This is a genomic window from Planococcus halocryophilus, assembly GCF_001687585.2.
GTDB classification, from domain to species: domain Bacteria; phylum Bacillota; class Bacilli; order Bacillales_A; family Planococcaceae; genus Planococcus; species Planococcus halocryophilus.
The window spans coordinates 1,853,379-1,878,063 of the sequence record NZ_CP016537.2; the positions used below are offsets into that span (position 1 = coordinate 1,853,379).

General features: G+C 37.9%; 35 protein-coding genes. 13 read left to right on the forward strand and 22 right to left on the reverse strand.

Going from position 1 to position 24,685, the window contains the following annotated elements:
- Nucleotides 1-4 precede the first annotated feature (4 nt).
- The gene (locus BBI08_RS09320) at nucleotides 5-205 is read right to left on the reverse strand and encodes a zinc-finger domain-containing protein (protein ID WP_040851337.1); all 201 of its coding nucleotides are present in this window, start codon (nucleotides 203-205) and stop codon (nucleotides 5-7) included.
- Nucleotides 206-350: 145 nt separating this feature from the next.
- Here BBI08_RS09320 and BBI08_RS09325 point away from each other — a divergent pair, with 145 nt between their 5' ends.
- From BBI08_RS09325 to BBI08_RS09345, 5 genes are all read left to right on the forward strand, one after another.
- Complete coding sequence (locus BBI08_RS09325) at nucleotides 351-1,034, forward strand: queuosine precursor transporter (protein ID WP_008499150.1); 684 nt, start codon at nucleotides 351-353, stop codon at nucleotides 1,032-1,034.
- A gap of 8 nt (nucleotides 1,035-1,042) precedes the next feature.
- Entirely contained in the window at nucleotides 1,043-1,432 is a 390-nt protein-coding gene (locus tag BBI08_RS09330; RefSeq protein ID WP_008499151.1) for a ribonuclease HI family protein, read from the forward strand.
- Nucleotides 1,433-1,547: 115 nt separating this feature from the next.
- Nucleotides 1,548-1,757, forward strand: coding sequence for a hypothetical protein (locus BBI08_RS09335; RefSeq protein WP_008499152.1), 210 nt, complete (start codon nucleotides 1,548-1,550; stop codon nucleotides 1,755-1,757).
- A 53-nt stretch (nucleotides 1,758-1,810) separates the two neighbouring features.
- A complete protein-coding gene (locus tag BBI08_RS09340) occupies nucleotides 1,811-2,092 on the forward strand; it encodes a hypothetical protein (protein WP_237146530.1) in 282 nt (93 codons plus the stop codon).
- A 371-nt stretch (nucleotides 2,093-2,463) separates the two neighbouring features.
- Nucleotides 2,464-3,474, forward strand: a complete 1,011-nt coding sequence (locus BBI08_RS09345; protein WP_008499154.1) for a PQQ-dependent sugar dehydrogenase — start codon at nucleotides 2,464-2,466, stop codon at nucleotides 3,472-3,474.
- 44 nt (nucleotides 3,475-3,518) lie between these two features.
- Here the strand turns inward: BBI08_RS09345 and BBI08_RS09350 are convergent, their stop codons facing one another.
- The 3 genes from BBI08_RS09350 to BBI08_RS09360 are packed head-to-tail and all read right to left on the reverse strand — an operon-like array spanning nucleotide 3,519 to nucleotide 5,268.
- Nucleotides 3,519-4,016 (reverse strand): GNAT family N-acetyltransferase, encoded by a 498-nt coding sequence (locus BBI08_RS09350; RefSeq protein ID WP_008499155.1) that lies wholly within the window; start codon nucleotides 4,014-4,016, stop codon nucleotides 3,519-3,521.
- A 14-nt stretch (nucleotides 4,017-4,030) separates the two neighbouring features.
- Nucleotides 4,031-5,041, reverse strand: a complete 1,011-nt coding sequence (locus tag BBI08_RS09355; RefSeq protein ID WP_008499156.1) for a S66 family peptidase — start codon at nucleotides 5,039-5,041, stop codon at nucleotides 4,031-4,033.
- Nucleotides 5,042-5,061: 20 nt separating this feature from the next.
- Nucleotides 5,062-5,268, reverse strand: coding sequence for a hypothetical protein (locus tag BBI08_RS09360; protein WP_065528017.1), 207 nt, complete (start codon nucleotides 5,266-5,268; stop codon nucleotides 5,062-5,064).
- A 191-nt stretch (nucleotides 5,269-5,459) separates the two neighbouring features.
- Here BBI08_RS09360 and BBI08_RS09365 point away from each other — a divergent pair, with 191 nt between their 5' ends.
- Nucleotides 5,460-6,104, forward strand: coding sequence for an SDR family oxidoreductase (locus BBI08_RS09365; protein ID WP_065528018.1), 645 nt, complete (start codon nucleotides 5,460-5,462; stop codon nucleotides 6,102-6,104).
- Nucleotides 6,105-6,153: 49 nt separating this feature from the next.
- On the opposite strand, the gene BBI08_RS09370 is transcribed toward BBI08_RS09365, so the two are convergent.
- Both BBI08_RS09370 and BBI08_RS09375 read right to left on the reverse strand, forming a co-directional pair.
- The gene (locus tag BBI08_RS09370) at nucleotides 6,154-6,402 is read right to left on the reverse strand and encodes a hypothetical protein (protein ID WP_040851340.1); all 249 of its coding nucleotides are present in this window, start codon (nucleotides 6,400-6,402) and stop codon (nucleotides 6,154-6,156) included.
- 49 nt (nucleotides 6,403-6,451) lie between these two features.
- Complete coding sequence (locus tag BBI08_RS09375) at nucleotides 6,452-6,967, reverse strand: cupin domain-containing protein (RefSeq protein WP_008499159.1); 516 nt, start codon at nucleotides 6,965-6,967, stop codon at nucleotides 6,452-6,454.
- A 110-nt stretch (nucleotides 6,968-7,077) separates the two neighbouring features.
- On the opposite strand from BBI08_RS09375, the gene BBI08_RS09380 reads away from it, so the two are divergent.
- The 5 genes from BBI08_RS09380 to BBI08_RS09395 all read left to right on the forward strand — a co-directional run bounded on the left by BBI08_RS09380 (nucleotide 7,078) and on the right by BBI08_RS09395 (nucleotide 10,614).
- Nucleotides 7,078-7,878, forward strand: coding sequence for a TIGR00266 family protein (locus tag BBI08_RS09380; RefSeq protein ID WP_008499160.1), 801 nt, complete (start codon nucleotides 7,078-7,080; stop codon nucleotides 7,876-7,878).
- 138 nt (nucleotides 7,879-8,016) lie between these two features.
- A complete protein-coding gene (locus tag BBI08_RS09385; RefSeq protein ID WP_008499161.1) occupies nucleotides 8,017-8,595 on the forward strand; it encodes a TetR/AcrR family transcriptional regulator in 579 nt (192 codons plus the stop codon).
- 57 nt (nucleotides 8,596-8,652) lie between these two features.
- Nucleotides 8,653-9,831, forward strand: a complete 1,179-nt coding sequence (locus BBI08_RS09390; RefSeq protein ID WP_008499162.1) for an MFS transporter — start codon at nucleotides 8,653-8,655, stop codon at nucleotides 9,829-9,831.
- Nucleotides 9,832-10,092: 261 nt separating this feature from the next.
- Nucleotides 10,093-10,218 (forward strand): hypothetical protein, encoded by a 126-nt coding sequence (locus BBI08_RS17400; protein ID WP_330217584.1) that lies wholly within the window; start codon nucleotides 10,093-10,095, stop codon nucleotides 10,216-10,218.
- A 24-nt stretch (nucleotides 10,219-10,242) separates the two neighbouring features.
- Nucleotides 10,243-10,614: a GNAT family N-acetyltransferase gene (locus BBI08_RS09395; RefSeq protein WP_330217588.1), complete on the forward strand. Its 372-nt coding sequence runs from the start codon at nucleotides 10,243-10,245 to the stop codon at nucleotides 10,612-10,614.
- Nucleotides 10,615-10,711: 97 nt separating this feature from the next.
- Here BBI08_RS09395 and BBI08_RS09400 read toward each other — a convergent pair whose 3' ends face one another.
- The 9 genes from BBI08_RS09400 to BBI08_RS09435 form a co-directional block, all read right to left on the reverse strand.
- Nucleotides 10,712-11,188, reverse strand: coding sequence for a GNAT family N-acetyltransferase (locus BBI08_RS09400; RefSeq protein WP_065528019.1), 477 nt, complete (start codon nucleotides 11,186-11,188; stop codon nucleotides 10,712-10,714).
- Nucleotides 11,189-11,268: 80 nt separating this feature from the next.
- Entirely contained in the window at nucleotides 11,269-11,769 is a 501-nt protein-coding gene (locus BBI08_RS17405; RefSeq protein WP_330217585.1) for an MFS transporter, read from the reverse strand.
- A 12-nt stretch (nucleotides 11,770-11,781) separates the two neighbouring features.
- On the reverse strand, nucleotides 11,782-12,516 hold the full coding sequence (locus BBI08_RS17410; RefSeq protein ID WP_008499166.1) for an MFS transporter: 735 nt from the start codon (nucleotides 12,514-12,516) through the stop codon (nucleotides 11,782-11,784).
- Nucleotides 12,517-12,693: 177 nt separating this feature from the next.
- Entirely contained in the window at nucleotides 12,694-13,098 is a 405-nt protein-coding gene (locus tag BBI08_RS09410; protein ID WP_008499167.1) for an HIT family protein, read from the reverse strand.
- Entirely contained in the window at nucleotides 13,088-13,525 is a 438-nt protein-coding gene (locus tag BBI08_RS09415; protein WP_008499168.1) for an NUDIX hydrolase, read from the reverse strand. The genes BBI08_RS09410 and BBI08_RS09415 overlap by 11 nt, the downstream gene beginning before the upstream one ends.
- A gap of 132 nt (nucleotides 13,526-13,657) precedes the next feature.
- Complete coding sequence (locus BBI08_RS09420; protein ID WP_008499169.1) at nucleotides 13,658-14,047, reverse strand: NUDIX hydrolase; 390 nt, start codon at nucleotides 14,045-14,047, stop codon at nucleotides 13,658-13,660.
- Between the two features lie 193 nt (nucleotides 14,048-14,240).
- Entirely contained in the window at nucleotides 14,241-14,720 is a 480-nt protein-coding gene (locus tag BBI08_RS09425; protein WP_008499170.1) for a hypothetical protein, read from the reverse strand.
- Between the two features lie 144 nt (nucleotides 14,721-14,864).
- Nucleotides 14,865-16,247 carry a M1 family metallopeptidase gene (locus BBI08_RS09430; protein WP_008499171.1) on the reverse strand — a complete coding sequence of 461 codons (1,383 nt, stop codon included), beginning with the start codon at nucleotides 16,245-16,247 and terminating at the stop codon, nucleotides 14,865-14,867.
- Between the two features lie 178 nt (nucleotides 16,248-16,425).
- Nucleotides 16,426-16,641, reverse strand: coding sequence for a hypothetical protein (locus BBI08_RS09435; protein WP_008499172.1), 216 nt, complete (start codon nucleotides 16,639-16,641; stop codon nucleotides 16,426-16,428).
- Nucleotides 16,642-16,960: 319 nt separating this feature from the next.
- Here BBI08_RS09435 and BBI08_RS09440 point away from each other — a divergent pair, with 319 nt between their 5' ends.
- The gene (locus tag BBI08_RS09440) at nucleotides 16,961-17,152 is read left to right on the forward strand and encodes a hypothetical protein (RefSeq protein WP_065528020.1); all 192 of its coding nucleotides are present in this window, start codon (nucleotides 16,961-16,963) and stop codon (nucleotides 17,150-17,152) included.
- Between the two features lie 40 nt (nucleotides 17,153-17,192).
- Here the strand turns inward: BBI08_RS09440 and BBI08_RS09445 are convergent, their stop codons facing one another.
- The 3 genes from BBI08_RS09445 to BBI08_RS09460 form a co-directional block, all read right to left on the reverse strand.
- Complete coding sequence (locus tag BBI08_RS09445) at nucleotides 17,193-17,900, reverse strand: DNA alkylation repair protein (protein WP_065528021.1); 708 nt, start codon at nucleotides 17,898-17,900, stop codon at nucleotides 17,193-17,195.
- A gap of 746 nt (nucleotides 17,901-18,646) precedes the next feature.
- Nucleotides 18,647-20,074 (reverse strand): cardiolipin synthase, encoded by a 1,428-nt coding sequence (gene cls, locus BBI08_RS09455; protein WP_237146531.1) that lies wholly within the window; start codon nucleotides 20,072-20,074, stop codon nucleotides 18,647-18,649.
- Between the two features lie 248 nt (nucleotides 20,075-20,322).
- The gene (locus BBI08_RS09460) at nucleotides 20,323-20,556 is read right to left on the reverse strand and encodes a hypothetical protein (RefSeq protein WP_008499176.1); all 234 of its coding nucleotides are present in this window, start codon (nucleotides 20,554-20,556) and stop codon (nucleotides 20,323-20,325) included.
- Nucleotides 20,557-20,774: 218 nt separating this feature from the next.
- On the opposite strand from BBI08_RS09460, the gene BBI08_RS09465 reads away from it, so the two are divergent.
- On the forward strand, nucleotides 20,775-21,275 hold the full coding sequence (locus BBI08_RS09465; protein WP_008499177.1) for a YusW family protein: 501 nt from the start codon (nucleotides 20,775-20,777) through the stop codon (nucleotides 21,273-21,275).
- Nucleotides 21,276-21,375: 100 nt separating this feature from the next.
- Here the strand turns inward: BBI08_RS09465 and BBI08_RS09470 are convergent, their stop codons facing one another.
- From BBI08_RS09470 to BBI08_RS09485, 4 genes are all read right to left on the reverse strand, one after another.
- Nucleotides 21,376-22,314, reverse strand: coding sequence for a metal ABC transporter substrate-binding protein (locus tag BBI08_RS09470; protein WP_065528023.1), 939 nt, complete (start codon nucleotides 22,312-22,314; stop codon nucleotides 21,376-21,378).
- Between the two features lie 23 nt (nucleotides 22,315-22,337).
- Entirely contained in the window at nucleotides 22,338-23,195 is an 858-nt protein-coding gene (locus BBI08_RS09475; protein WP_065528024.1) for a metal ABC transporter permease, read from the reverse strand.
- A 2-nt stretch (nucleotides 23,196-23,197) separates the two neighbouring features.
- A complete protein-coding gene (locus tag BBI08_RS09480; protein WP_008499180.1) occupies nucleotides 23,198-23,938 on the reverse strand; it encodes a metal ABC transporter ATP-binding protein in 741 nt (246 codons plus the stop codon).
- Nucleotides 23,939-24,117: 179 nt separating this feature from the next.
- Nucleotides 24,118-24,678 carry a CGNR zinc finger domain-containing protein gene (locus BBI08_RS09485; protein WP_065528025.1) on the reverse strand — a complete coding sequence of 187 codons (561 nt, stop codon included), beginning with the start codon at nucleotides 24,676-24,678 and terminating at the stop codon, nucleotides 24,118-24,120.
- Nucleotides 24,679-24,685 lie beyond the last annotated feature (7 nt).

A 24,685-nucleotide genomic window follows, 5' to 3' on the forward strand; every position in this document is an offset into this window, starting at 1 on the left:
ACAGTTATTGTTTCGTTCTGGTTCCAATTTTATTAAGTTCTTCCCCCAGAAATTGCAGTTGAGTCCCAACTGTACAATTGCTAATACAAAACCTGTGAGCAGCCGTTTTCCCTTCATCTTTTCGGATTTGAGACCTCACAAAGCAACCGTCACAATAAGTCGTCAGCATTTCATCAATTTCATTTATAATAGAAATTTTCTTCACTTTGTCACCTCTTAGCAAAACATCATTTTCTCATTCTACTACGCATTTGTTTTTTATACCAACAATAGTTATACTAGCTGAGGATATTTCAAGGTATGAAGCGGTTCGCAAACTCCCGCTTTACCAAAACTAAGGAGGAAGTTTTTTGTTTAATGAATTTTGGGGACTTGGCTTTGCCTTGTTCAATTTTGTTCTTTTATTAATCATGTATAAATGTTTCGGAAAAACAGGTTTGTTTGCTTGGGTGGCGATTTCCACAGTCCTTGCCAACATCCAAGTTACGAAAACCATTGAAATCATTGGCTTAACTGCTACACTTGGCAACAGTTTGTATGCTTCCACATTTTTAGCAACCGATATTTTAAATGAAAAATATGGCAAAAAAGAGGCGAAAAAAGCAGTATGGCTTGGCTTTTCTTCTCTGCTAATCATGGTGTTAGTGATGCAATTTGGCATTAAGTTTATACCTGCTGACAGTGATTTTGCTCAAAGTTCTTTAGAAACGATTTTTGGCCTTATCCCGCAAATCGCTATCGGTAGCATGATTGCTTATCTAGCCAGCCAACATTTAGACGTTATCATTTTCGGGGCACTTCGCAAAATCTTTCCGAAAGATAGTCAATTTTGGATTCGTAATAACGGCTCTACTTTACTCAGCCAATTATTAGATACGTTAATTTTTACTTCGATTGCATTTTGGGGAGTGTTTCCGTTTGATGTATGGCTCCAAATTTTCTTCTCGACTTATGTGTTGAAATTTATTGTTTCTATCTTGGATACGCCATTTGGCTATTTAGCAAAAATGATTACGCCCATTGACGAAAAGTAGGTGATTGGATGTTAGAAGTGTTTGTAGATGCCGCAAGTGCTGGTACGCCACAAGTAAGTGCTATTGGCGTTTTTATTCGCGGGGAAGGTCATGTTATTCACTGGAGCGAATATGTGGGTGAAATGGACAATCATACTGCGGAATTTACAGCGCTCGTTAAAGGTTTGGAACTTGCCAAAGAATTGTCACCTCAACTGATTTCAATCAAATCAGATTCACAAGTAACGGTTGATGCATTTGAAAGAAGGTTTATTAAAAACCCGAAATTCAAGCCTTTACTGGAACGGGCGTTAGAAATTGGCGATCAGTTTGAATATTGCTTTATTAAATGGATTCCTGATTCTCAAAACCGTGCAGCGGATGCCCTAGCAAGAACTGAACTTCGAGCACATAAATAATGTTACAAACTTGCAGTCGTCCTTGGTTTTTATGGGCGGCTGTTTTTCTTTCTATGCATACGCCAGTGTTAAAGTCTGATAAGATTAAGTTATCATCTTTTATTGGAGGAAGCTCATGAGAACAAAACTTGGTACCGCACTTGATATTTTTATACTGGTCATTGGACCATGGATCGTCTACACACGAATCAATGAAATGATGCAAAATGGAGTATCTGTTTATCCGATGATTTCGGTCGTTATTGTTACCATCGCGGTTATTTTCTCGATTTATAATTTGTATTTACTATTTGGTCGTAAACAACAAAACAACATGAAAAAATAAGCAGAAAAGAGGCTTTTCACGTGAAATCGCTTTTGTTTTATTTTATTCCGCTCATGCTTTTCGCAGTAATCAATAATGTATTTTCCGTTTTCTCATGGCCTCATTATTTGGTTTTGTTGCTGGCTTTTCTTGTATTTCAGTTGGCACGTACTCGCTACCCGAAAGACGCGATTCCGTTTATTGCAAAACTCACCCAAGCTGCTTTCTATATATTGACAGTCGCAACTATTTTCCGCGATCAATACTTAAATCCATTGATCATTAACGTGTTATTAGGCGTTACGTTCGGATTTGTTATCGTAGAAATTATGCAAACGAGAAAAAAGCCAGTTTGAAATACTGAAGACCTTAGCCATCTCGAGTCGGCTAAGGTCTTCTTTTTATGTTGAGAAGAAACTCTATCTCTCGCCTTCTGTTTGTCTCTCATTTAAATAATTCTCATACGCCTCTCTTGCATGATCAGATTTCGGCACATGTTTTGAAACCCTTTTATGATGGACCCACCACAAATAAGAGCAACCCTAATATACCCGATAACACTATTGATATTGTTAAATACACTGTACCTTCTCCTTGAAATTTGTTTACCTATACAACGAAAAAATCACGAAAATAACTTCTACTCAATGCAAACTGTCAAAAACTCATTGTATTATTTCCTATCGACGCACCCTTCCATTAAAATAATGAAAAGGAGGTTTTTTTCGTGAAAAAGATTTTAATGGCTTCACTGTCGATATTGCTTTTAGCCGGTTGCAATAACTCAGCTGCTGACCCTGAAAAAGCAACGGCACCTTTTGAAGAAATTGCCACAGGATTAGAGACGCCGTGGGCAATTAATAAATTGGGTAATGAGTTTTATATTTCAGAACGAACTGGCAACGTAGCCTATATTGATGAAGATGGTACAGTGACGCATCAACAAGTTAACTTTTCAGATAAGCTTTCGGGTGCCTCAGAAGCTGGGTTTTTAGGATTTGTCTTAAAGCAAGATTTTGAAACAAACAAGAAAGCTTATGGCTATTATGTTTACGAACGCAACGGCAAAGATTTCAATAAAATTATCACACTTGTGTTAGAAAATGGTGAATGGCAAGAAAGCCAAGTTTTACTAGAAGGCATTCCAACAGGCAATGTTCATCACGGCGGCCGTTTAGCATTAGATGAAGACGGTACACTTTTTGCAACGATTGGCGATGCCTCTACTCCAGAGCTTGCTCAAGACTTAGGATCCGTGAATGGCAAAATTTTAAAGCTCAATTCTTCCGATGAATTTGAAATTTACTCATCAGGTCACCGAAACCCTCAAGGTATTACTTGGGACGAAGACATCATGTACGCTTCTGAACACGGTCAATCGGCTAATGATGAACTCAATATTATTGAAGAAGGCAATAATTACGGATGGCCAACCATTGAAGGCAATGCAACTGAAGATGGATTAGAATCTCCATTTTTCACTACTGGCTCAGATGAAACTTGGGCTCCGAGTGGTATCACGATGCACGACGGCTTTCTATACGTTGCGGCACTTAGGGGAACTGCTATTAAAGTGGTAGATCCAGAGAATGCTGTAGTTACAGATTCAATTGAAGGCTTTGGTCGTGTTCGAGATGTTTTGTCAGATGAAGACGCTGTCTATTTCATAACCAATAACACTGATGGTCGGGGTACACCAGCAGACGACGATGATAAACTGTATAAATTGAATGAATAAGGAAAAGGTGAATTGGAGTTGTCCAATTCACCTTTTTTCAATTGCTATAGGAATTTTACCATCAGATTTTCATCGATGTATTTTTCAGGTGTTTTCATAGCTTGTGGGTCTGTTCCGTATTTTTCAAAACCAAGCTGTTCATATAAGGCAATAGCTGCCTTGTTTTCACTTGCGACTGCTAAATCTAAACGCTCTAGCCCATGCATTTTTTTAGCAAACTCAAAAAGTTGGTGCATTAAACGACTAGCCAGTCTTTTGCCTCTTTCGCTAGGTGTTACGTATACCGCATAAACTGAACCCCGGTGGTGTAACTTTGGTGCTAAATTGCGCACCAAAGTTACATTTCCTAGTAATCTTCCTTCTGAAAATGCACCAAACGTATAGGCGTTTTTCATCGCCAAGTTTTGTGCTGTTTTTTCAATTGGGTTTTTCAGTGCATCCTCTAGTCTCGTCGCGAACGCATCTGGATTGTTTTTTAGAGCCTCAATACGCAAGTCGTAATACGCTTGCGTATCTTTAATGGTGAGTTGGCGAAATTCCATAAACAACATCCTTTTTATATAAATTGCTGTGTGATGGTCCCTTTTCCATTTACCACTCGAACTTCTGCGTAAGCGCCGTTGACAAAGGTGAGTTGTGGCGGCACATGTCCTAAGTCAATATCGTAAGCAATCGGTATATCCAATTCTTCTGCTAAATCCTCGTACATTTTTTCCACTGTATATTCTTGATTTGGCTCATTTGCAGGACTTCGACCAAAAATGATGCCGGTACAATGATCAAACCAACCTGCATATTTCATTTGGGTTAACGATCTTTTTAAATCTGCTACAGGTAACTCACAGTTTTCCAAATACCAAACAACTGGTTCTTCTGGAATATGCTCTTTCCTAAAACTTTGGACATCGCCAAAAGAAGTTCCGATCAAGTGACGGATTACATCGATGCAACCGCCTAACAATCGGCCCGAGAAGTTTTCTTCCCCTCCTGAAATGGTTTTCCATACAGTCGGTTCACTCAAATGAAAGACGACAGGAGATGGAATCGAATGATTCCACTCTTTTTGATACAACGTGGATGAACTTTGGGCAACAGAGCCCTTTGCCCTAGTTTGTAAAATCGATAGCCAGCGACCTGTAGTTTCGTCACTTTGTTCACCACGCAAGTCGATCAAGTTGGTACCGTGTGCTGTTGCGATTCCTGTTTTTAATGTAACAGCTAGTAATAGGACACTAAGGTCTGAATACCCTAGAATCCATTTCGGCTGCATCTTCGAAAAATCCAGGTATTCTAATATTTCAATCAACAATTCCCCGCCCCACGGTGGAAGAATCAAATCAATAGCTGGATCTATCATCATTTCCATCAATTCTTCGGCACGTTTTTTAGCAGGAGCTGATTTGGCCATGTTTTGAGTCCAAGCAGTATCACCTGTTACAAACGTAAAACCGTTCTGCTCCTGCCTTTTGATTGCTTGTTTTAAAAGCGCATGATTTTCCTTACCAACTCCTGATGACGGAGCGGTAACACCAATTGTCTTTATAGTTGTTGCAGGATACCGAATCATACAATAGTCCCCCTTTCGTTTCAAACAAAATAAAATAACGAAAAAATCATCGCTAGTAAAATGCCTGCTCCTGCAAAGAACCATAAAGCATGTTTAACCATTTCAAGAAACTGGCTTGGTTCTTTATCAAGCCTTTTCCCTTTAAACTGGGAAAAATCTGGCGGTGTCTCTCTTCTGTGCGTCGTTTTTTTCATGTACGTTTTTTTTGTTTCAGACATCGGGTTCATTGTGTTCCTCCTTGAATCATTAGCAATAGCATTTTTAATATATTTACCATTATACTAAAGTTAACTTGAGAATATAGTCCCCTTTTTGACTAATTGTCATTTTTCAGAACAAACAATCTAAAGCCCTACTTGAAATAGTCTTTGGAGCGTATATGATGGAGATAGAGTGAAAATATCAAGGGGGTTTGTGGATGAAAGTTTTAGTAGTCGGAGCAAACGGACAAATCGGAAGGCATTTCGTTAAAATGCTTGCAAGCAGTGACACACACACACCGAAAGCAATGATCCGCAAAGAAGAGCAAGTTAGTTTTTTTAATAGTTTAGGCGTAGAAACCGTATTGACTAGCCTTGAAGGTAGTGTCGAGGAAATTACAGAAGCGATGGAAGGTTGCGATGCGGTAGTTTTTGCTGCGGGTAGTGGCGGTAAAACCGGTGCAGACAAAACTTTGCTAATTGATTTGGATGGGGCTGCAAAAACTATTGAAGCCGCTGAGCGTACTGGTACTGAACGTTTCCTTATGATTAGCGCTATTAATGCTGACAAACGTGCTATGTGGAAAGAAGATATGGCTCATTACTATGTGGCGAAGCATCATGCTGATAATATTTTACGAGCCAGCGGATTGGTTTATACCATTATCCGCCCTGGTATTTTAACGAACGAACCCGGTACCGGTAAAATTTTAGCAGTAGAAGATTTAGATTCAGGAGAGATTTCACGTGAAGATGTAGCTCGTGTTTTGTTTAATGCGCTAGATAATGAACATGTTTTCAACAAAACCTTTGCAGTGGTTTCAGGGGATAATGAAGTTGAAACAGCTCTTAACCAACTATAATTTTTCCATACAAAAAGGCTTTGATCTTAGATCAAAAGCCTTCTCTTATTTATTGTGCTACTGTTTTTAAATTTCTGAAGCCCATAACGAGTTGAAATATAAATGCAATCGAACAAATAATGATTGCGGCATAGCCAAGTATGCCAATTGGTGTCATCATAAATGTTTGAATAACGAGTAAAACCATCATGACAGCGATACCAAAATTCACAATATAAGGTTTGTTGTAAAACTTTTTAGACGCAATGCCAACAAAAATTGCTGCAGCAATGATAAACATCAATAAAAGACTCCCCATTTTTCTCCCTCATCCTTTTGCTTTGTCTATTGTAAGTTTAGCATTTATCCTAAATATCCGATAGGGCACTCGGAATTTTTTTGTAAGCCATCTTTTTAATGATTCCCTCATGTTCAGGGAAACGTTCTAATAAGTCTGACTGCATCAACAATTCAAAGTCAGCAAAGTCAAAACCAGGTGAAACCATACAGCCAACTAATGAAAATGCATCATCAGCTTCTACTGTCGAACCGAATATGCTGCCTTTCTCTACTAGTACTTGCGGTCGTTCACCCGAAGCAATATTTAAACCTAATTTTTCAGCACGGTAATTTCCATTTTTATCAAGTATATGCACTGTAACAGCTTCCCCTGCATGAAAGTACCAAACTTCATCTGACTTTAATCGATGAAAATGGGAAATATCATGTGACTGTAGCAAAAAGTAAATGCTCGTGTACAAGTTGCGCTCTTGCGGATGATCGATTGTTGTAATTTTTTCAGCTGATACAAACGATTGCTTATAATAGCCACCTTCGGGATGTGCAGTCATATCAAGTCGCGTAATCCATTCTTGTGCATTCATCTATCCCATCTCCTATCCGTTTTTTCCTACACAATATTTTGAAACTTTCTATCGTTCAAGACGTATTTATTATATAACATAAATCCTATGAGAAAAAAGGAGGAGTAAAAATGAACAATCATGAAATAGACTACAAATTGCATGGTGACGATATGCAGTTTGTCGAAGTAGAACTGGATCCTTCAGAAACGGTCATTGCAGAGGCCGGCGCATTAATGATGATGGAAGATGGCATTGCCATGGAGACAATTTTTGGTGACGGTTCTCAAAGTTCAGGCGGCAGTGGCTTGATGGGCAAATTGATGGGCGCAGGTAAGCGTATTATTACCGGCGAGAGTTTATTTATGACTACTTTCACAAACAACGGAACAGGCAAACGTCATGTTTCTTTTGCTGCTCCTTATCCTGGTAAAATTATTCCTATGGATTTAAGTACTTTGAATGGTAAAATCATTTGTCAAAAAGATGCATTTTTAGCTGCAGCTAAAGGTGTTTCCATTGGGATTGAGTTTCAACGTAAAATCGGCGCCGGCTTTTTTGGTGGCGAAGGCTTTATCATGCAAAAACTAGAAGGCGATGGTTTGGCATTTGTCCATGCCGGCGGTACGATTTACCGTAAGAATCTTCAAAAAGGTGAAGTGATTCGCGTTGATACAGGTTGCTTAGTCGCTATGACTGGTGACGTAGACTACAACATTGAAGCTGTGCCTGGCATTAAAACGGCATTATTTGGCGGCGAAGGCTTATTTTTCGCCACATTGCGCGGTCCTGGTAGCGTGTGGATACAATCTATGCCATTTAGTCGTTTAGCAAGTCGTGTCTTTGCAGCAGCTCCCCAAAACCCTGCTGGACGTTCAAAAGGTGAAGGCAGTGCCGCAGGTGGTCTATTCGATTTACTCGGTGGTAGATAATTCTTTGACTTAATAAAGCGAATTAAAGGCGTCGTTCATTTCCTTACAAGGTTATGAATAGACGCCTTTTTCTATTTTATTGACTTTGCTTATTGTCCATGAGATCATTACCTAACGACCGTTAGGAAGGTAGATGACATGAAAGCTAATCTGATTTTACAAACCGCAGTAAGCCATTTCGCAAAAGAAGGCTATGCAGGCGCTTCACTCAGTAAAATCGCTGAAGAAGTCGGCATAAAAAAACCATCGATATACGCCCATTACAAAGGAAAAGATGACTTATTTATTTCTGCGCTTCACTATTCTCTCGATACGCAAAAAGCTCAAATTGCTAGTTATTTTTATTCGATGAAAAACGAACCGTTAGAACCTCTTCTTTACGGCTATTTTGAATGGTTCGCTAAAGAAAGCGAAGACAATGAGCGCATGAAATTCATTTTACGCGCGGCTTATTTTCCACCCCTTAAACTTGAAAAAGAAGTAGGGAAACTGTTTAATCCCTTTTTCGATAGCCTGCATTTACATCTGACTCGATTGTTGCGAGAGCGGCATCGACATGAAAAAGTATTGTATTCCGAGGATTTTTCGGCTATAGCTTTAGCGTATTTGACAATGACTGAAGGAACGATGACTGAACTCGTTTATACCGATGTAGAAAGATACAACAAACGTCTCCATGCTGTTTGGCCAATTTTTTGGCGCGGCTTGACTAAGTAATAGCTAGAAACTGTTAGTCCAATTCACCAGGCACGATGAATATAAGGAGATCGTTACATGAAATCAAATAAACTCGTATTATCAACATTATTGCTTAATCTATTTATCGCATTTTTAGGAATTGGACTCGTCATTCCTGTTACCCCAACCATCATGAACGAATTAAACATTTCAGGGACTGTTGTCGGTTATATGGTTTCCGCTTTTGCATTAGCTCAACTCATCGTTTCTCCCATTGCCGGACGTTGGGTAGACAATATCGGACGTAAACCGATGATTATTATCGGCTTGCTCATTTTTAGTATTTCCGAATTTTTATTCGGTATTGGACAAACCGTTGAAGTGCTGTTTGCTTCACGAATTCTCGGCGGTATCAGTGCTGCATTTATCATGCCGGCAGTTACAGCTTACATTGCCGACATTACAACAAGTAGCACGCGTCCAAAAGCTTTAGGTTATATGTCGGCCGCAATTTCGACTGGATTTATCATAGGCCCTGGAATTGGTGGATTTTTAGCAGACATTAGCACCCGTCTGCCGTTCTTCTTTGCAGCTGGCTTTGGCTTGTTCGCGACAATATTATCGCTAATCACATTGACAGAGCCCGATCGTAGTTATGAAGTAGAAGAGAATTTTCACCCTATTCCCAAAGCTGGTTTTAAGAAGATTTTCTCTCCTATGTATTCAATCGCGTTTATGGTGATCTTTATTTCTTCATTCGGACTGGCTGCTTTTGAGTCGTTGTTTGCGCTATTTGTCGACCATAAATTTGGCTTTACCGCAAAAGACATTGCCGTCATTATTTCACTTGGCGCCATTGTCGGAGTGATTTTCCAAGTAGGCTTGTTTGATAAACTGACTCGTTGGTTTGGCGAAATTCGCTTGATTCGCTATAGTTTACTCGTTTCTACAAGTCTCGTCTTCATCATGACGTTTGTTTCGAGTTATTGGTCGATTCTCCTTGTGACCATGTTGGTGTTTGTCGGATTTGATTTAATGCGCCCCGCTGTCACAACTTATTTATCAAGAATTGCCGGAAACGAACAAGGCTTTGCCGGTGGAATGAACTCGATGTTTACAAGTCTCGGGAATATTTTTGGTCCGATTGTCGGCGGAATTTTGTTCGACATCGATTTAAACTATCCCTTCTACTTCGCGACCGCCGTTTTAGGAGCAGGAATAGCGTTGACGTATTTGTGGAAACGCCCAGCCTTTTCAGAAACTAAATTGGTTTAATTTAGTTAATAAACCCCAAGTAAGAAGTCGATTTTCTGCTTTCTTGTTTGGGGTTTTGTGTTTTTACCGGTTGTTGGTTTAAGGGTACTTGTTTGTTTGCAGGAAGTTGGGGTTTATTTGCAGAATAGACGTGGTTGTTTGCAAGATCGCTCTATTTGTTTGCGCGAAATCCGAATTTGTTTGCGGAATATACTAGTTTGTTTGCAGATCTGCCTATTTCCAATATTTACGCTATGTTTTTCTCTAGAGAGGAGTGAGCTAATGAAAACCAGAAAAGCGACTGAACAAGATGCACCGGGAATTGCGAAAGTCCACGTCGATAGTTGGAAAACTACGTATAAAGAGATTCTGCCTAGCGCATTTTTAACGAGCTTGTCCTATGAGTAACGGACAACTCTATGGGAAAACAACATTGCCGACAAGAGCAATTACATCGTTGTTTCAGAAACTGACGAAGGCCACATCACCGGATTTGGTACGGCTTCGAAAAGAGATACGAATACGGTAGCTAACTCTGGGGATTTAACTTCTATCTATTTGCTCGATGAATATCACAGTCAAGGAATTGGAAAATTGCTGATGAAAGCATTATTTCTTCAATTTAAAAAACTAAGTTATGAAAAAGTCTTTGTCGAAGTTCTTGAAGATAATAAAACACGATTTTTCTACGAGTATTACGGAGCACAGTTGATTGATACCGTGCAACTCCAATTTGGCGAAATAGTAGTTAATGAACTGATTTATGAATGGACAAATATTGATGAAGTTCTAGAAATGCTATAGTCTTTCAAAACAAAAAACCGTGTTTCAAAAGAAATACGGTTTTTGGAACAGTCTATTGTTCAAAGCTGTTACGCAGCTATAATATTATTTATCAGTTTTACTTCTTTGATTGGAATTGATGCTTTTGCTTCGTCAATTCCCAATAAACCATATCGCCTTTTTTCTCAACTTGCTCCATCCCCACTTTTTGCAGAACCCGGATTGATCCGCTATTTTCTAATCTGGTTTCTGCAACCACTTTCTCTACTACCAATAAATCAAGTGCCCACTTTACAAGGCTTTCGACAGATTCGGTCGCATAGCCCATATGCCAGCAAGATTCTAGAAAACCATAACCGACTTCCACTTCCTTTTTAGAATTCGGCGCTCCTTTAAATCCAGCATCTCCAATAATCATGCCATCTGAATTCCGAAGGACCAACCAACTTCCCCATCCATATAAAGTTGGGTCTTTCGACAGCTCTTTTATATGATTAAGAGATTGAGGTCCATTGTCGTAACCTTGTTTTTTCATCATCTCAATTGAACCACTATCACATGGCATTAATGTCAAGCGCTTAGTTTCTATTTTCATCTTCTACCATCACCTTTTTTTAAAGACATAATATCTTTTCCTCATTCAAATCTGCTAGTAGGCAAATCTTGTTTGTATTTTTAAATCATACGAGCTTTTTTCAGGTCTTCGGTGTCTTCCTCATACCACCTCGAATATTTCGGATGCCAAACGGCAAATGAATAAATAATTGCGGTTGTTGACATAATTATAGATAGTGATGCAATTGTTAATTTCAACGAAATAATGTCTGCGAGAAAGCCCATTGCCAAGATGAAAAAAATTTGAAAGACACTTTGAAACAATTGAAAAACGCTCGTCACTCTGCCCATTACCGAAACTGGAATATTGTTTTGATAAAACGTTGCAATGCCTGCATTTAAAAAGACATTAAAAAAACCGAGTATGATAAAGCCAACCGCAATCGATACGAACGACCAAGAAAATGCGTAAATAACGTATCCTCCTGACATCATTAACATGCCGATTACTATCATGGAGCGGATCGAGATTTTATTCGAAATGAATGTCAGAAATAACGCGCCACTCACCGAACCGATTCCAGTAATGCTGATGAGCAAGCTATATTCCACTCTACTCAAGCCAATTACTTGTTAAGTAAAAACCACTTCCTGAACATCCATCGCAAATGAAAATAGCATGACTGCCAAAAAGCCAAGATAGATGGCAGACACGTACTTTTTGTCTGCCATCAAATCCAACACAACGTTAAAATCTTTGACCACTTGCGAAAAAGTTAGTGCAGGGATTTCTTCCTGTACAATTTTTTCAGTTTCTGGCAATAAAGACAACAAGAATGCTGCAATCAAGAAAAACGCCGCATTCAACCACAACGTGACTGTTAAATTTGCCAGAAAAATAAGCGATCCGCCAATTGCGGGTCCGATAATAAACGCGCCAGATGATGTAAATGAACGTAGCGAATTAAATCGCTTCCGCTTTGCTGGTGGGACTAGCATCGTGACATAAGTCATTGAGGCTGGTCCAAAAAACGCTTTAGCAATACTAAGAAAGACAAGAATTGTATAAACCGCAAAAAGACTAGAAGCAAAAGGAATCAACGCAATAAATACTGCTCGTAAAATATATGTCACCATTACGATTTTCTTCTTACTTCTGTAATCGATAAAACTTCCTGTCCAAAATTTTGTGACGATATTGGTCAATGGACTAATCACCCATAACCCTGCAACTGCAGCGGCGGATCCTGTCATTTGGTAGACGATGATGTTGATTGCTACGAGATAGATAAAGTCTCCAATACTCGCGATTCCTAAAGACCCCAGCAAAATCGCTGGCACTTTCCAATCTTTCGATGTTTGTTTCAAGTTAGATCCTCCCTTAGGCTCCAAACTTTCGTGCGTTTTATTGCTTGCAACTAAAAGATAGTTGAGTTTATTTGCGAGATGTCAGGGTTTTATTTGCGCAATACGCTCTGTTGTTTGCACTATATTGTCGTTTGTTTGCACTATCTCCTATTTTGTTTGCAAAAGATAAAAGCACTCTTATTTTCTTACCCTTTTGTTCTCTGGTTGCTTCAGCCAATGACGTAGTCCTTTACCTGCTAAAGGTTCATCATGATAGCGCGGAATGACATGAAGGTGACTATGCTGAATCGACTGGTTCGAAGCCTCGCCCACATTCCACCCAAGTGTATAGCCATCTGGGGCATAGATTCGATCTAAATATTCTTTCGCTTTTTGCAATAACTCATATGTATCATCCCACTCGTCTTTTGTTAAATCGAACGTTGTTGCACGGTGCTGCTTCGGCACGATCACCCCACTGCCTTCTAGGACATCTTGTTGCTTGTCATGTTGGAGAAAATAACAGGTTTTATTTTCAACTACGATATTTTGATTGTGGTCTTTTGTTGGATTACAAAAAGGACAATTGGTTTCATAAGACATGCTTGTTCACCTCTGGTATATAATTTGGTGGGGTAATGAAAGTCAGTAGCAATTCCAAGTCTTCTGGATAATCATGTTCAATTGTTAAAAGATCGTCATAGTTTTGCCAAGCGATTTCTTCAATTTCGTCATCTGGGTCTGTATACATGATTTCTCCAGTACTTATTGTGCAATAAAAATAATATGTTGTTACATTGAAATTTCCGATAACCATATTTTTGGTATGAATGGCTTTTCCCACTGACACGCTAAGCCCTGTCTCTTCGTGTATTTCTCTTACACACGCTTGTTCCACAGTTTCTCCGTTTTCAATTTCTCCTGATGGCACACTCCATCTTTTAGTCGCTTTTTCTTTAACCATCAAGATTTTGTTGTCCAACACGACAACTCCGGCCGCTCCAATCCAAGATTTTCTAGCTTTAGTCATTTGAACACTCCTTTGGAAATGCTAGTTACTGCAGTTGTTTGCGCAAAATCCCATTATGTTTGGGCGAAATCTTACTTTATTTGCAAAATCGTCACTCACCTAACTACGCCGCACGCTCATTCACTATCAAATTTACAAATTTTTTATATTTCCCATAATGCTTCTGGGTCTAATATCTAAGGAATCAAGAATATTGATATTCAGCCAGACTGGACGATATGTACCTCGCGCTCTTTTCTCCTCTACAAACTCTGCACCCAATCCGGAACCAAAATTGCCCCCTGTGATAGTTGCTCTAAAAAAGTAATGAGTGCCATTCCACTCGACTTTTTTGAGACATTCCAAAATTTCAACTTCAAGTCCGGTTTCTTCCAAAGCTTCTCTTTTCGCGGCTTCTTTTGGTGTTTCACCTTTTTTAATTCCTCCGCCTGGAAAAACAAAATAAGTATCCCCATTTTTTACTCGTTCAATAAAAGCAACCTCGCTATTTTTTATGAGGATCACTCTCGCAGAATCTCGCATCGTGTTCACACCTTTTCCATTCACTTAAACTGTTTATTTACATCTTAGTTACTGCAGTTGTTTGCGGGATACAAGGCGTTGTTTGCGCATTAATCTATTTTGTTTGCAGGAACACTCTATTTGTTTGCGCAAAATTCCACTTTGTTTGCAAAACCAGTAATCCCTCCACCAAAAAGCATCTATCACCAAAATTCTACAAACTCGTCCTTCTCTTCAAACTCCATCCCGCTCCCACCACAAAACAAATCACGACGACTCCAAAGAACGTCAATGGATTAAAGAATAAATGATTTGAAAATACGTTTAGCAATGCGAATTCTTTTGGATCGCTATATGCCTCTTTCGTCTCTACTATATAAGTTCGAAAGCGATCAGCTGCACGAATGGTCCATAAAGCTGTGCCTACTAAATAAATCAAACTTAATGAAATCACAATAATTGTCTTTTTTCGACTAAGCCATTTCTCTGCCAGCCGCATCGACAACTCAATAGTTCCATACAAGAAATAAAATATAAATGGCATAAGAACTACAGGGAAAAATAAAGCCGGATTGCCATTCCCACCCCGATAATCATTATTAAGAACCGGAGCAGTCAAGTAATTCATCCAGTAAAAAACAGTGATTGTTAAAATGGCGGACACCCCATATAATGCCATCAATATTTTATTCACAGTGAATCGCTCCAGTCGAGTTAGAGTCAAAAGCCATATGGTACTATTCTCCATATGGCAAATAAACCCTTTAAAATTTTCCCGATAAGAAATATACATAAAAAAAGAAGCTGTAAGTCCAGCTTCTTCCAAACAATCACAATGTTATTTTAACCAACTATCCAAAAACTTACTTTGATCGCCCTCGAAATACTCCTCGAAAAACATTTTAAACTCTTCTGTATTTACTTGCTTAAACTGAAATTCTTCGTAATAAGCCGACAAGAACAAAAGTGCTCTTTCTCTGCCACCATTTTCATCAAAATATTCTTTTAACACCATTGGAACTTTGCCGTAAATGGTCGAATAATACGTCTCATCACTAAATTTTGAAAGAGGCAAATTCACATATTTTTCTGGTCGGTAATATTGTTCCGCTGATGAAGCGCCCCAGAAACCGTATTCTTCATCGTCGTAGCGATCACTTAAAAACAACGAACTACTAAATTCTGTAAATCCTTCGTCTAACCAGGATTCATAATACGGATCGTTCGTTACTAAATAATAAAACCATTGATGAGCAATTTCATGTACGAGAACCATTTCTTGAGATTCTCCATCTGCAGCCACTTCAATAACATTCGGATATTCCATATAGCCGTCGTTTGCAATAATATCAAGCTCTGTAAATGGATTATCGCCAATTTCCACTTCAAAATAGAGATACGCGTCAACTGCGAGTGAAGAAGTTTCTTCTAATATATTTTGCGTAGCCCGGGTAAACACGTTCAGCTGAGTGTCATTAGCTTGAATAGTTTCAAACTCCCATTCATCAGGATCCATAATTGCCATGTAAAAATCTTTGATGTTTTCTCCTTTTACTGTGCCTGTTGATGCTGCTTTAATTGGACCATCATTTCCAGAACTCGCAACTAAATAGTCTTTAGGTAACTCATAACTCACGATAAAGTCCCCATAATCTGTATTGTAAGACTCTCCTTTTGCATCATAATCGTTAATATCCCAGCCGTTTCGATATAGTGCGAGCATAGGATACCAATGAGCCAAGTAAAAATTATCATCTACTTGAGACAAGCGCATGCCGTTTTGTGGCAAAGTCATTGAATAGTCGACTGTTACAGTTGCCCCAGACCCTGTGTCTAGCTGAGTTTCCAACTCCACTAATAAACCATTATTTTCCAATGTATAAGATACTTCTTTTCCATCAACCGTTATGGAAGAAATCTCAATTTGCGCTCTATCATCTTCATAAGCCTGTGTCTCTTCAGCATTCATCGCATTTGGAACCAAATAAAATCCAATATCCGACCAAGCGTCGGTTGAATCGTTTGTCACATCAATCATTGTCTGCACTTGAAAGTCATTTTCCTTATCCATATTAATTGATATATCGTAAACTGCATTGGTTGTTTCAACATACTTTTCCATGACAACGGCTTTGTCTTTGTCACGCAATACTACCGCTGCCACCACTCCAATAATTAACACGCTAACAACTACAATCGCTACTACTACTTTTTTTTTCATAGCCCATCTCCTATATTTTAATTAACTAAGTAAGATTGATATTTATTAAATTTTACCATTTATTCTTTTACCTGGTATACATAATTTATTGACCTTTCCCGTCATTATTATATCGGTACTAATGCTTCAAATAAAAAAGCACTGATTTCTAAAAAGAAATCAGTGCTTTGATCGTTCATTATTCGCCACGTGGCGGTTTTGGTGGTTGGCACACGTCACATTTACGTTGGTTTTTTGTGTTGAATTTTGTGAAAGTTTTTTCGAAGTTATTCCCGCAAGCGCATTTAAATAGCAGCTTTTGAGAAAATCCATGATATTCTGTCGACAGTAGTTTGCTGTCTGAATTTTTTTCGACAAATGCTTTAATTTCTTTAATTGTCCATCGTTTGTTCATTTTGTTACACCTCCATATATTAACGGTAAGCGGAGGCTTTTTGGCATCCGTTCACTAAAGAGCAAAACCATCTATGCCCTAAGTTCTTTATTATACCACGGTCAGTCCGATAAATTGAAGAATTAGTGATGTTTTGGTTTCATCACGCTAAAAAGGTTGATAGAAAATCGTAATGAACCTCGTTATTTTTATCAGAATATTATAAAAATATGATATAATGAATAGAGAATAGCTGAGTTGGTTAATGGTGATAAGTGGTTTGTACGAGTGAAATTTTCATTCTTATTGCATATAAAACATTAAAAAGGAGGGCCTAAAAATGAGTGAACAACATCAAACAGCTTTGGAACGTTTTAATGCCATAGATCAAATGATTAATGAAGGACTCGGAAGCGGATCAATTAATCCGAGCTATACAGAAGCTCATTTGAGATTAAAAGAAAAGCAAGAAGCTCAATTACTTGCAGCTTTAATGGCGGAGGTTTCTGAAAAAGATGAAAAAAAAGCTTAGTTCATCAAAAAAAAGCTAATCCATCAATGGATTAGCTTTTTTAACATCTGACATATTTGCGTTTAAAGCCCAATCTACCTTTTTCCATAGCCGTTTGAATGCTTTCATAGGCATTTAACAGGCTATTTTTTTTGTTATCCCGTTCAATTTCTACAATCCCGACTCTTTTCGAAACTTCGACTGCCTTGTCATTTAATGGCCGAAATGAAATTCCAACCGTGTATAAAAAATTATTCATTGAGGATTTCGTACGTGGCGGTGAGCTGTGTATGTTCTTTTCCACAGTATCAAGCATAGCTGAAATCTTGCTTTCGGAAAATTCCTCGTCTGAACGATTACCGAGTAGCCAACAATAACAGCTCCATCCCGCCGACATTTTCAATTCTTCTCCGCTGGCAATCCATTGATCAGCTACTTCCTGTGCAATATTAGACTCTGATAAAGTTACCGCCACGACAAAATCAGCAATCATATAAAAATACGCGTCCTCTATCCAGCAATCAAAGTCCTCAGCAGTCATAGCTTTTGGGTCTGCAATAATACCTGCAAAATACATCGCATCGTAGTTACCTGTTGCATACAATTGTTCTGCCAACGCTTGATTTATCTTTATTTTCTTCGCGATTGGCTTCATAGCACCTGTTGCTACGCCAAATAAAGGTTCATGTGCACCGTTGGATAAATAAATCTTTTTCATTCGTTCTTTTCCTAATGCCTCTAGTTCTTGCATTACTGTTTCGCAATTCATCGATTTACCTTCTTTCTATTCGCGCTTTTAATCCGACTCCATTCTTGTATAGTTCGCTTTTCAGTAGCAATACCATTTTACAGTAAAACGTTCTTTCTAAACTTAAAACTTTCATGGAACTTTCGAACACGATTGGTCGTTTACTTTCTAATAGTTAATATAGGTAGTAAAAAGGAGTCCTCCATGACCGAAAGTATGAAAGAACTTGTTGTGCGCAAATTAAAAGTTACATTTCTTACTGCTTTTATCTTTTCAACAGTATGGAGTTTTTGGGAGACATATATGCGCATTAAATCTGACGGTGATTATGCAGATTTTCCTGGCATGTTTATGATATTCTTCTTTTACATTTTCATTATTATTCTCATTTACGGTAATCTAATTTCGATTTTCTTCGAATTTCTACAACGAAAGTGGTTCGCTCGATCAAATTGGCTGTATATTTTTCTACTTGGTTTATTTGGATCAGTCAATGGAGTTCTCGATTTCGAACTCTTTTTTATGGTATTTGGAATACTCGCTGCTCTCCTCTACGCCATCATTGACAAATGGCTGTTAAAAAGTTGGGCTCTACAAGAGTCGAATAAATCATTTTATATCCTCCCTTTAATTTTGTTTTTTTTATTTTGGATATATTTCAATATTACTTAGGCCTTCAACATCCTATCGTCGAATATGTCTCCCTATTAACTATAATAAAGGAAGAGACCATAAAATAGTCTCTCCCTTTATTGTTCAACATCATCTTACAAAATTGGTGATACTAACTGTGCTACATCTTGCTTAATTTTTTCCATCCACGATTGACTCTTAAATGTTTCTTCTGTCAATTCGGCAGAAAGTTCCTTATCTCGGAAAAATAAATCTTCCATTTCACGTGCTGACTGCTCATCGTATACAAAAGCATTCACTTCAAAATTCAATTTAAAACTACGAATGTCCATATTAGCTGATCCTACCGAATAGGATTGCCCATCAACTACGAGTGTTTTGGCATGTAAAAAGCCATTTTTATAGCTATACACTTTGACACCATCTCGTAGCAATTCACGAGCGAATGACAGTGTAGCCGAATGAACAAATATGTGGTCAGCTTGATGCGGAATCATAATTTGAACATCAACGCCACCTAATGCTGCTGTTTTTAATGCATCCATAATCGACTTATCTGGGATAAAATACGGTGTTTGTAGATAAATACTTTTGCGAGCATGATAAATCATTTTCAAGTACCCGTTTTTAATGTCTTCATGTGTGTCCAAAGGTCCACTTGCAACCATTTGCATCGCCGTGCCTGAATTTTCATCTTTACTAGGGAAAAAGCTTTCAGCAAACTTTAACGGAAATTTCTCAGTTGCTTGATTCCAGTCAATAAAAAAACGATTTTGAAGTGAATAAATGATACTTCCTTCTAGACGGAGGTGAGTATCTCGCCAATAGCCTAGTTCCTTCTTGCCTAAATATTCATCACCAACGTTGAACCCACCGATATAACCAACCGAACCATCCACAACCACTAATTTACGGTGATTTCTGTGATTCAGCCGAGGATTAATGCTCGACATCAGTGCCGGTAAAAAGGGAACTGCTATCCCCCCACTTGCATGGAATTCATCAAAAAAATCTTTCGGGAGATTTTTGGAACCTAGGTCATCATACAAGAACCGGATATTAACCCCTTGTTTGGCTTTTTTAGTTAACAAACCTATGAGGCGACGACCTAAATCGTCATTGTTTAAAATGAAATATTGCAGGTGGACATGATCTTTTGCCTTACAAATATCTTCAAATAACGCATTAAATTTTTTGGTGCCATCGTTAAAGATTTGAATATCTGTTGCAGTCGACAAAGGTGCATCCGTTCTAGACATATTCATTTGGATAAGATCTAACCACTTTTCTACATTTTTTGAAGATGGACGAAAACTACCTTCTTTTAGTTCGTTTAGTTGACGTATGCGATATTCCTTAAATTTTTTATTGTCATAGGTAGCTGTACTATTTAACCGTTTTGGTCGTAACGATTTACCGAATAGCAAATATAAAACGAAACCAACTATCGGTACGAAAAATAATATTAAAATCCATGCCCATGCCGATGTTGCCGTTTTTCGTTCAAAAAATAAAATAAAGATTGCCAGCATTACATTGACCACAACAAAAATATTACTCACAGTGCTAAACCATTCGAATGAAATCGAAATCCCCCCTCGAACTTTGACTTATATACTATCGTTAGAAATAGTGAAAAAATAGTAGAACAAACCATTGTTGGTTCGAACTACTATTTCTTCATAAACAAAGTAACTAAATTACTTGTATCACCACTATTGCTTTATGGGGTACGTTATTAGCTCAATACGTGGAAGTGATAAGCAGCTTAAAACATCTATTCAATAAAATACAATTTGGTCATCAAACTTTACTCTTCGTCTACTTGAACGTCTTCGTCTTCTACTGCATCTTCCACGCCTTGATTTTCTATTTCTTCTTCTAATTCACCAACGGGTTCTACCACATCTTCTTCTATCGCATCTTCTAGTTCTTCCTCTTCTACTTCTTTTTCTAGCTCTTCTCCTGGATTACAAGCAGCTAGAAAACCAAGAGACAATGTGAAAGTTAATCCCCATTTTGCTAAGACCTGTGATTTCTTCATTCGAATCCCTCCATTTCGTCTGGATTTTTATGAGCCTTGTTACTCACTTACCCGCTTGGACTCATCAAAAACGTATCCATTGCTACTTTTAATACTTTATTGTTATCAAACCTATTTTTTTGTTCACCATTAGCTATATCCGTTTCTACTTAAAAGCATATTTTTTTCAAATTCGGGAAACATCATTAATAATCGGAAAAAGAAAGGATGAGAAAATAATGATTAGAAAAAATGCAATTGCAACTGGCTTCCTTTTCTCCGCTGTATTTTCTCTAGGGGCTTGTGGCAATGATGACCAAGTAACAGATACCGTTACAGAAGATGCTGTGGATTACGAAGGTGTTGAAGATGCTAATCCTGGCGGAGGTCTTGAGGATGAAAATATTGGTGGCGAGGTTTACGGCTTTACCGAGTTCGAGTTAGAAGTTGAGTACACGGATCCAGAAGAAAAATTAAAAGTTTCTTATGAAGAAGACCGTGATCTTGTAGAGGCTGAATATGAAGATTCCTCTGCTGAAGAAATGCTATCAGGTAATAATGCATTTGATAAGATCGAACCTTTTTTAGCTCAACTCGAGTTGACTCCGGATATGTCTGATGAAGATGTTATTAATAAAGTTACGGAAGTATTCGACCTTGCACCGGATTATGAATCCTTAGAGATTGATGTAACGTATGCTGACGGAACCGATAAAGAATATGAGTCTTCAGGAAACTAGCTTGCGACAAAGTAAATTAGGTTGATTAGGCATTTACTATAAAAAAAAGCCGGTTTTAAACCGGCTTTTTGAATGTAAATTTATATCTTAACTTTTTTCTTTACTCAGTTAACCCTTTATAAATCGTATCTATATTCCACTGCATCATTTTGATATACGTATCTCCATCTTCGCCTGGTTTCCCAATTGAATCGGTAAAGACTTTTCCTTTAATATCCATACCTGTTTCTCTCGACACCATTTCCATACTGCGTGGGTCAATACTTGTTTCTAAAAACAAACCTTGAATTTGCTGTTCATTGATCAAATCAAGTACACGCGTAATTTGTGATGGTGTTCCTTGGTTTTCTTGGTTGATCTCCCAAATGTACTCAGCTTGGAAATCATAAGCTTTACTGAAGTATTTAAATGCCCCTTCACTTGTTACAAAAATCCGTTTTTCTTTTGGAATTTTGCTATATTGATCGATGGCTTTCTGATGAAGTGCTTCCAACTCACTAATATAAGCTTGTGCATTTTTTTCATACTCTTCTTTATGGTCCGGGTCTATTTCAATAAAGGCATCTCTTGCATTCTCTGCATATTTAATGCCATTTTGAACATCTAACCAAGCGTGCGGATCTTCTTCGCCTTCTTTTCCTTCAGTGGTTAAATACATCGGCTCTACGCCTTCGCTCATTTTGTAGACAGGTGCTGAATCTTCTGATTTCCCAGCAGTAATCATCAACTTTTCAAACCATGAGTTACCTGCCTCTAAATTTAAGCCGTTATAAAAAACGATATCTGCGTCTGTTGCTTTTTGTACATCTAATGGCAATGTTTCATATTCATGTGGGTTCGAGCCAATTGGCGCTAAACTATGAAGGTCAATTTGATCTCCTCCCACATTTTTTACAATGTCATATAGAATCGAATACGTTGTTACTACTTGTAACTTGTCATCTTTTGTATCGCTATTTTCGCTTTCGTTACTAGAACATCCTGCTAATAAAAAAAGCAAGACGATACTAATGATAAAAATTTTATTCTTTTTAAACATAAATACTCTCCCTTTTCAAAAAATTAATTGGTTACTGTTCTTTGTTTTCTGGCATTTAATTTCCGCCATAACATTCCTTGCTTAGGCGAGAAAACAAAGGCTAAAAAGAACAGAGTCGTCGCAGCAAGCACAATAGTAGCACCTGACGCCAAGTTGTATGTGAAACTAAAGTACAAGCCGATTACAGCTGCACTCACCCCAATAGATGCCGATATGAAAATCATTGTTGATAGGCGATCCGTCAGTAAATATGCTGTTGCAGCAGGTGTGATTAGCATCGCCACTACTAATATAATTCCGACTGTTTGAAGCGAAGCTACTGTCACCATTGTCAGAAGTGTCATTAAAAAGTAATGAATCAATCTCACTGGAAGACCGTAAACTTCTGCCATCGTCTCATCAAACGACGTTACAAGAAGTTCTTTGTAAAAACCAAAAACAGAAACTAAAACAATTAGCCCGATGCCAAGCGTAATCCACATATCTGATGGCCTTACCGCTAACACATTACCAAACAAAATATGATACAAATCGGTACTACTTTCAAGAACCGTAATAAGGATTGCCCCTAACGCAAATGCTGCAGAAAACATAATACCAATTGCCGTATCTTGTTTGATCCGACTGTTTTGACTAACAAAACCGATCCCAATCGCGGTTAACACACCTGTAAATACCGCACCAAAGAAGAAATTGATGCCAATTGCATAAGAAATTGCCACTCCTGGTAAAACCGCATGGGAAATCGCATCTCCCATTAAAGCCATTCCTCTTAAAATGATAAAACAACCGATGACTCCGCAAATAATTCCTACCATAATCGAGGTAAGTAAAGCTTTTTGCAAAAAGTCATATTCAATAAGCCCTTCGATAAAAGCCATAATCAGTTCACCCCAACTTCATACAAAAAAGATAATTCGCTTTCATAGGCTTTCCGCATAACCTCAGGTATCAACACTTGTTGCGGACTACCATACTCAATTACTTGTTTGTTTAGTAATAATAGTTCATCAAAGTATTCATTTGCTTTACTTAAATCATGGTGGACCACGACTACTGTTTTGCCTTGGTCTCTCAAATCTTTTAGTAGTTTGACGATCATTTCTTCACTTGTCGCGTCAATGCCGACAAATGGTTCATCCAAAAAGAAGATATCTGCTTTTTGCGCTAGTGCTCTTGCAAGAAAAACACGCTGTTGCTGCCCTCCGGAAAGTTCCCCTATTTGTCGATGAGCAAATTCTTCCATGCGTACTTTTTTCAAACATTCGTAAGCCCATTCTTTGTCTTTTTTCTTTGGTCGCTTAAATATTCCTAAGATTGGATAAGTACCGATCAAAACAGCATCTAGAACATGGATGGGGAAATCCCAATCGTATTGATTTCTTTGAGGCACATAAGCAATTCGTTTTCTATTTTCTTTTAATGCTTCACCAAATATTTCAATGACGCCTTTATCAATAGAAACTAAATTTAATATCGCTTTTAATAATGTTGATTTGCCTGCGCCGTTCGGACCAATTATGCCAAGAACTTTACCTTGTTCAAGAGTCAAGTCAATGGCTTCTATTGCAGAATGGCCATGATAGGAAACTTGAACATCTTTTATTTTAATTGCAGAAACCATTTTACTTCCCCTCCGCCATTTACTTTCTTTTTTAAAATGTTTTTCCCTAAGGAAACTTTTCTTTAGTTTATACTTATCATGTCCATTTGTAAACAGAAAAGTTTTCAGAAAAATATAATTTGGTTAAATGAAAAAAAAAGACAAAACGCTTTGAAATGCGCTTTGTCTTCTTGCTATCTTTATGAACTTAGTTGTTTAGCGTAATGTCTTCTCGCTTTTTCACGATTCCCGCAAACTTCCATTGAACACCATTTACGCTTGCCGCTTGTATCTATAAAAAATGCATAGCAGAGGGAACTATCGCATTTTTTTAGTTTTTTAAAGATGCCACTTTGAGATGCTTGGAGCATTTCAAACGACAGCATGGCAAGAAGTCCTTCTGTGCCACCTTTACTTGGAATGGGTTTTAGTGAATGATCAAAATACAAAGGCGTTTGTTTCGTATACATAGCTAATGATTCAATTGCGTTTTGTAATTCTTCCGATTCCTCAAAGTAATTTCTCCACTGGTCACGAAAATCTTTCATTTTCTTCACATCAATCGAAGACTTTTCCAGTTGCTCTACTTGCTGCAAAGTCAATATACCTTGTTTCACCATAAACGATATCCAGTCTTCTATTCCATTTTCTTCTTCTAGAAAATCTGTTACCGCTATTTTTTTGATATTGATTGTATTTAAAAAGTTGATAAATAAATAGTCACTTACATATGAATAATAATTTTCATTGTTTGTTGTCATGATCATT

Excerpts from the sequence above, each read along its gene's own strand:
- BBI08_RS09330 (WP_008499151.1), top strand. The coding sequence starts at position 1,043 with ATGTTAGAAGTGTTTGTAGATGCCGCAAGTGCTGGTACGCCACAAGTA.
- BBI08_RS09335 (WP_008499152.1), top strand. The coding sequence starts at position 1,548 with ATGAGAACAAAACTTGGTACCGCACTTGATATTTTTATACTGGTCATT.
- BBI08_RS09340 (WP_237146530.1), top strand. The coding sequence starts at position 1,811 with ATGCTTTTCGCAGTAATCAATAATGTATTTTCCGTTTTCTCATGGCCT.
- BBI08_RS09350 (WP_008499155.1), bottom strand. The coding sequence starts at position 4,016 with ATGGAATTTCGCCAACTCACCATTAAAGATACGCAAGCGTATTACGAC.
- BBI08_RS09355 (WP_008499156.1), bottom strand. The coding sequence starts at position 5,041 with ATGATTCGGTATCCTGCAACAACTATAAAGACAATTGGTGTTACCGCT.
- BBI08_RS09360 (WP_065528017.1), bottom strand. The coding sequence starts at position 5,268 with ATGAACCCGATGTCTGAAACAAAAAAAACGTACATGAAAAAAACGACG.
- BBI08_RS09365 (WP_065528018.1), top strand. The coding sequence starts at position 5,460 with ATGAAAGTTTTAGTAGTCGGAGCAAACGGACAAATCGGAAGGCATTTC.
- BBI08_RS09370 (WP_040851340.1), bottom strand. The coding sequence starts at position 6,402 with ATGGGGAGTCTTTTATTGATGTTTATCATTGCTGCAGCAATTTTTGTT.
- BBI08_RS09375 (WP_008499159.1), bottom strand. The coding sequence starts at position 6,967 with ATGAATGCACAAGAATGGATTACGCGACTTGATATGACTGCACATCCC.
- BBI08_RS09380 (WP_008499160.1), top strand. The coding sequence starts at position 7,078 with ATGAACAATCATGAAATAGACTACAAATTGCATGGTGACGATATGCAG.
- BBI08_RS09385 (WP_008499161.1), top strand. The coding sequence starts at position 8,017 with ATGAAAGCTAATCTGATTTTACAAACCGCAGTAAGCCATTTCGCAAAA.
- BBI08_RS09390 (WP_008499162.1), top strand. The coding sequence starts at position 8,653 with ATGAAATCAAATAAACTCGTATTATCAACATTATTGCTTAATCTATTT.
- BBI08_RS17400 (WP_330217584.1), top strand. The coding sequence starts at position 10,093 with ATGAAAACCAGAAAAGCGACTGAACAAGATGCACCGGGAATTGCGAAA.
- BBI08_RS09400 (WP_065528019.1), bottom strand. The coding sequence starts at position 11,188 with ATGAAAATAGAAACTAAGCGCTTGACATTAATGCCATGTGATAGTGGT.
- BBI08_RS09410 (WP_008499167.1), bottom strand. The coding sequence starts at position 13,098 with ATGTCTTATGAAACCAATTGTCCTTTTTGTAATCCAACAAAAGACCAC.
- BBI08_RS09415 (WP_008499168.1), bottom strand. The coding sequence starts at position 13,525 with ATGACTAAAGCTAGAAAATCTTGGATTGGAGCGGCCGGAGTTGTCGTG.
- BBI08_RS09420 (WP_008499169.1), bottom strand. The coding sequence starts at position 14,047 with ATGCGAGATTCTGCGAGAGTGATCCTCATAAAAAATAGCGAGGTTGCT.
- BBI08_RS09430 (WP_008499171.1), bottom strand. The coding sequence starts at position 16,247 with ATGAAAAAAAAAGTAGTAGTAGCGATTGTAGTTGTTAGCGTGTTAATT.
- BBI08_RS09435 (WP_008499172.1), bottom strand. The coding sequence starts at position 16,641 with ATGAACAAACGATGGACAATTAAAGAAATTAAAGCATTTGTCGAAAAA.
- BBI08_RS09440 (WP_065528020.1), top strand. The coding sequence starts at position 16,961 with ATGAGTGAACAACATCAAACAGCTTTGGAACGTTTTAATGCCATAGAT.
- BBI08_RS09445 (WP_065528021.1), bottom strand. The coding sequence starts at position 17,900 with ATGAATTGCGAAACAGTAATGCAAGAACTAGAGGCATTAGGAAAAGAA.
- BBI08_RS09460 (WP_008499176.1), bottom strand. The coding sequence starts at position 20,556 with ATGAAGAAATCACAGGTCTTAGCAAAATGGGGATTAACTTTCACATTG.
- BBI08_RS09465 (WP_008499177.1), top strand. The coding sequence starts at position 20,775 with ATGATTAGAAAAAATGCAATTGCAACTGGCTTCCTTTTCTCCGCTGTA.
- BBI08_RS09470 (WP_065528023.1), bottom strand. The coding sequence starts at position 22,314 with ATGTTTAAAAAGAATAAAATTTTTATCATTAGTATCGTCTTGCTTTTT.
- BBI08_RS09475 (WP_065528024.1), bottom strand. The coding sequence starts at position 23,195 with ATGGCTTTTATCGAAGGGCTTATTGAATATGACTTTTTGCAAAAAGCT.
- BBI08_RS09480 (WP_008499180.1), bottom strand. The coding sequence starts at position 23,938 with ATGGTTTCTGCAATTAAAATAAAAGATGTTCAAGTTTCCTATCATGGC.
- BBI08_RS09485 (WP_065528025.1), bottom strand. The coding sequence starts at position 24,678 with ATGACAACAAACAATGAAAATTATTATTCATATGTAAGTGACTATTTA.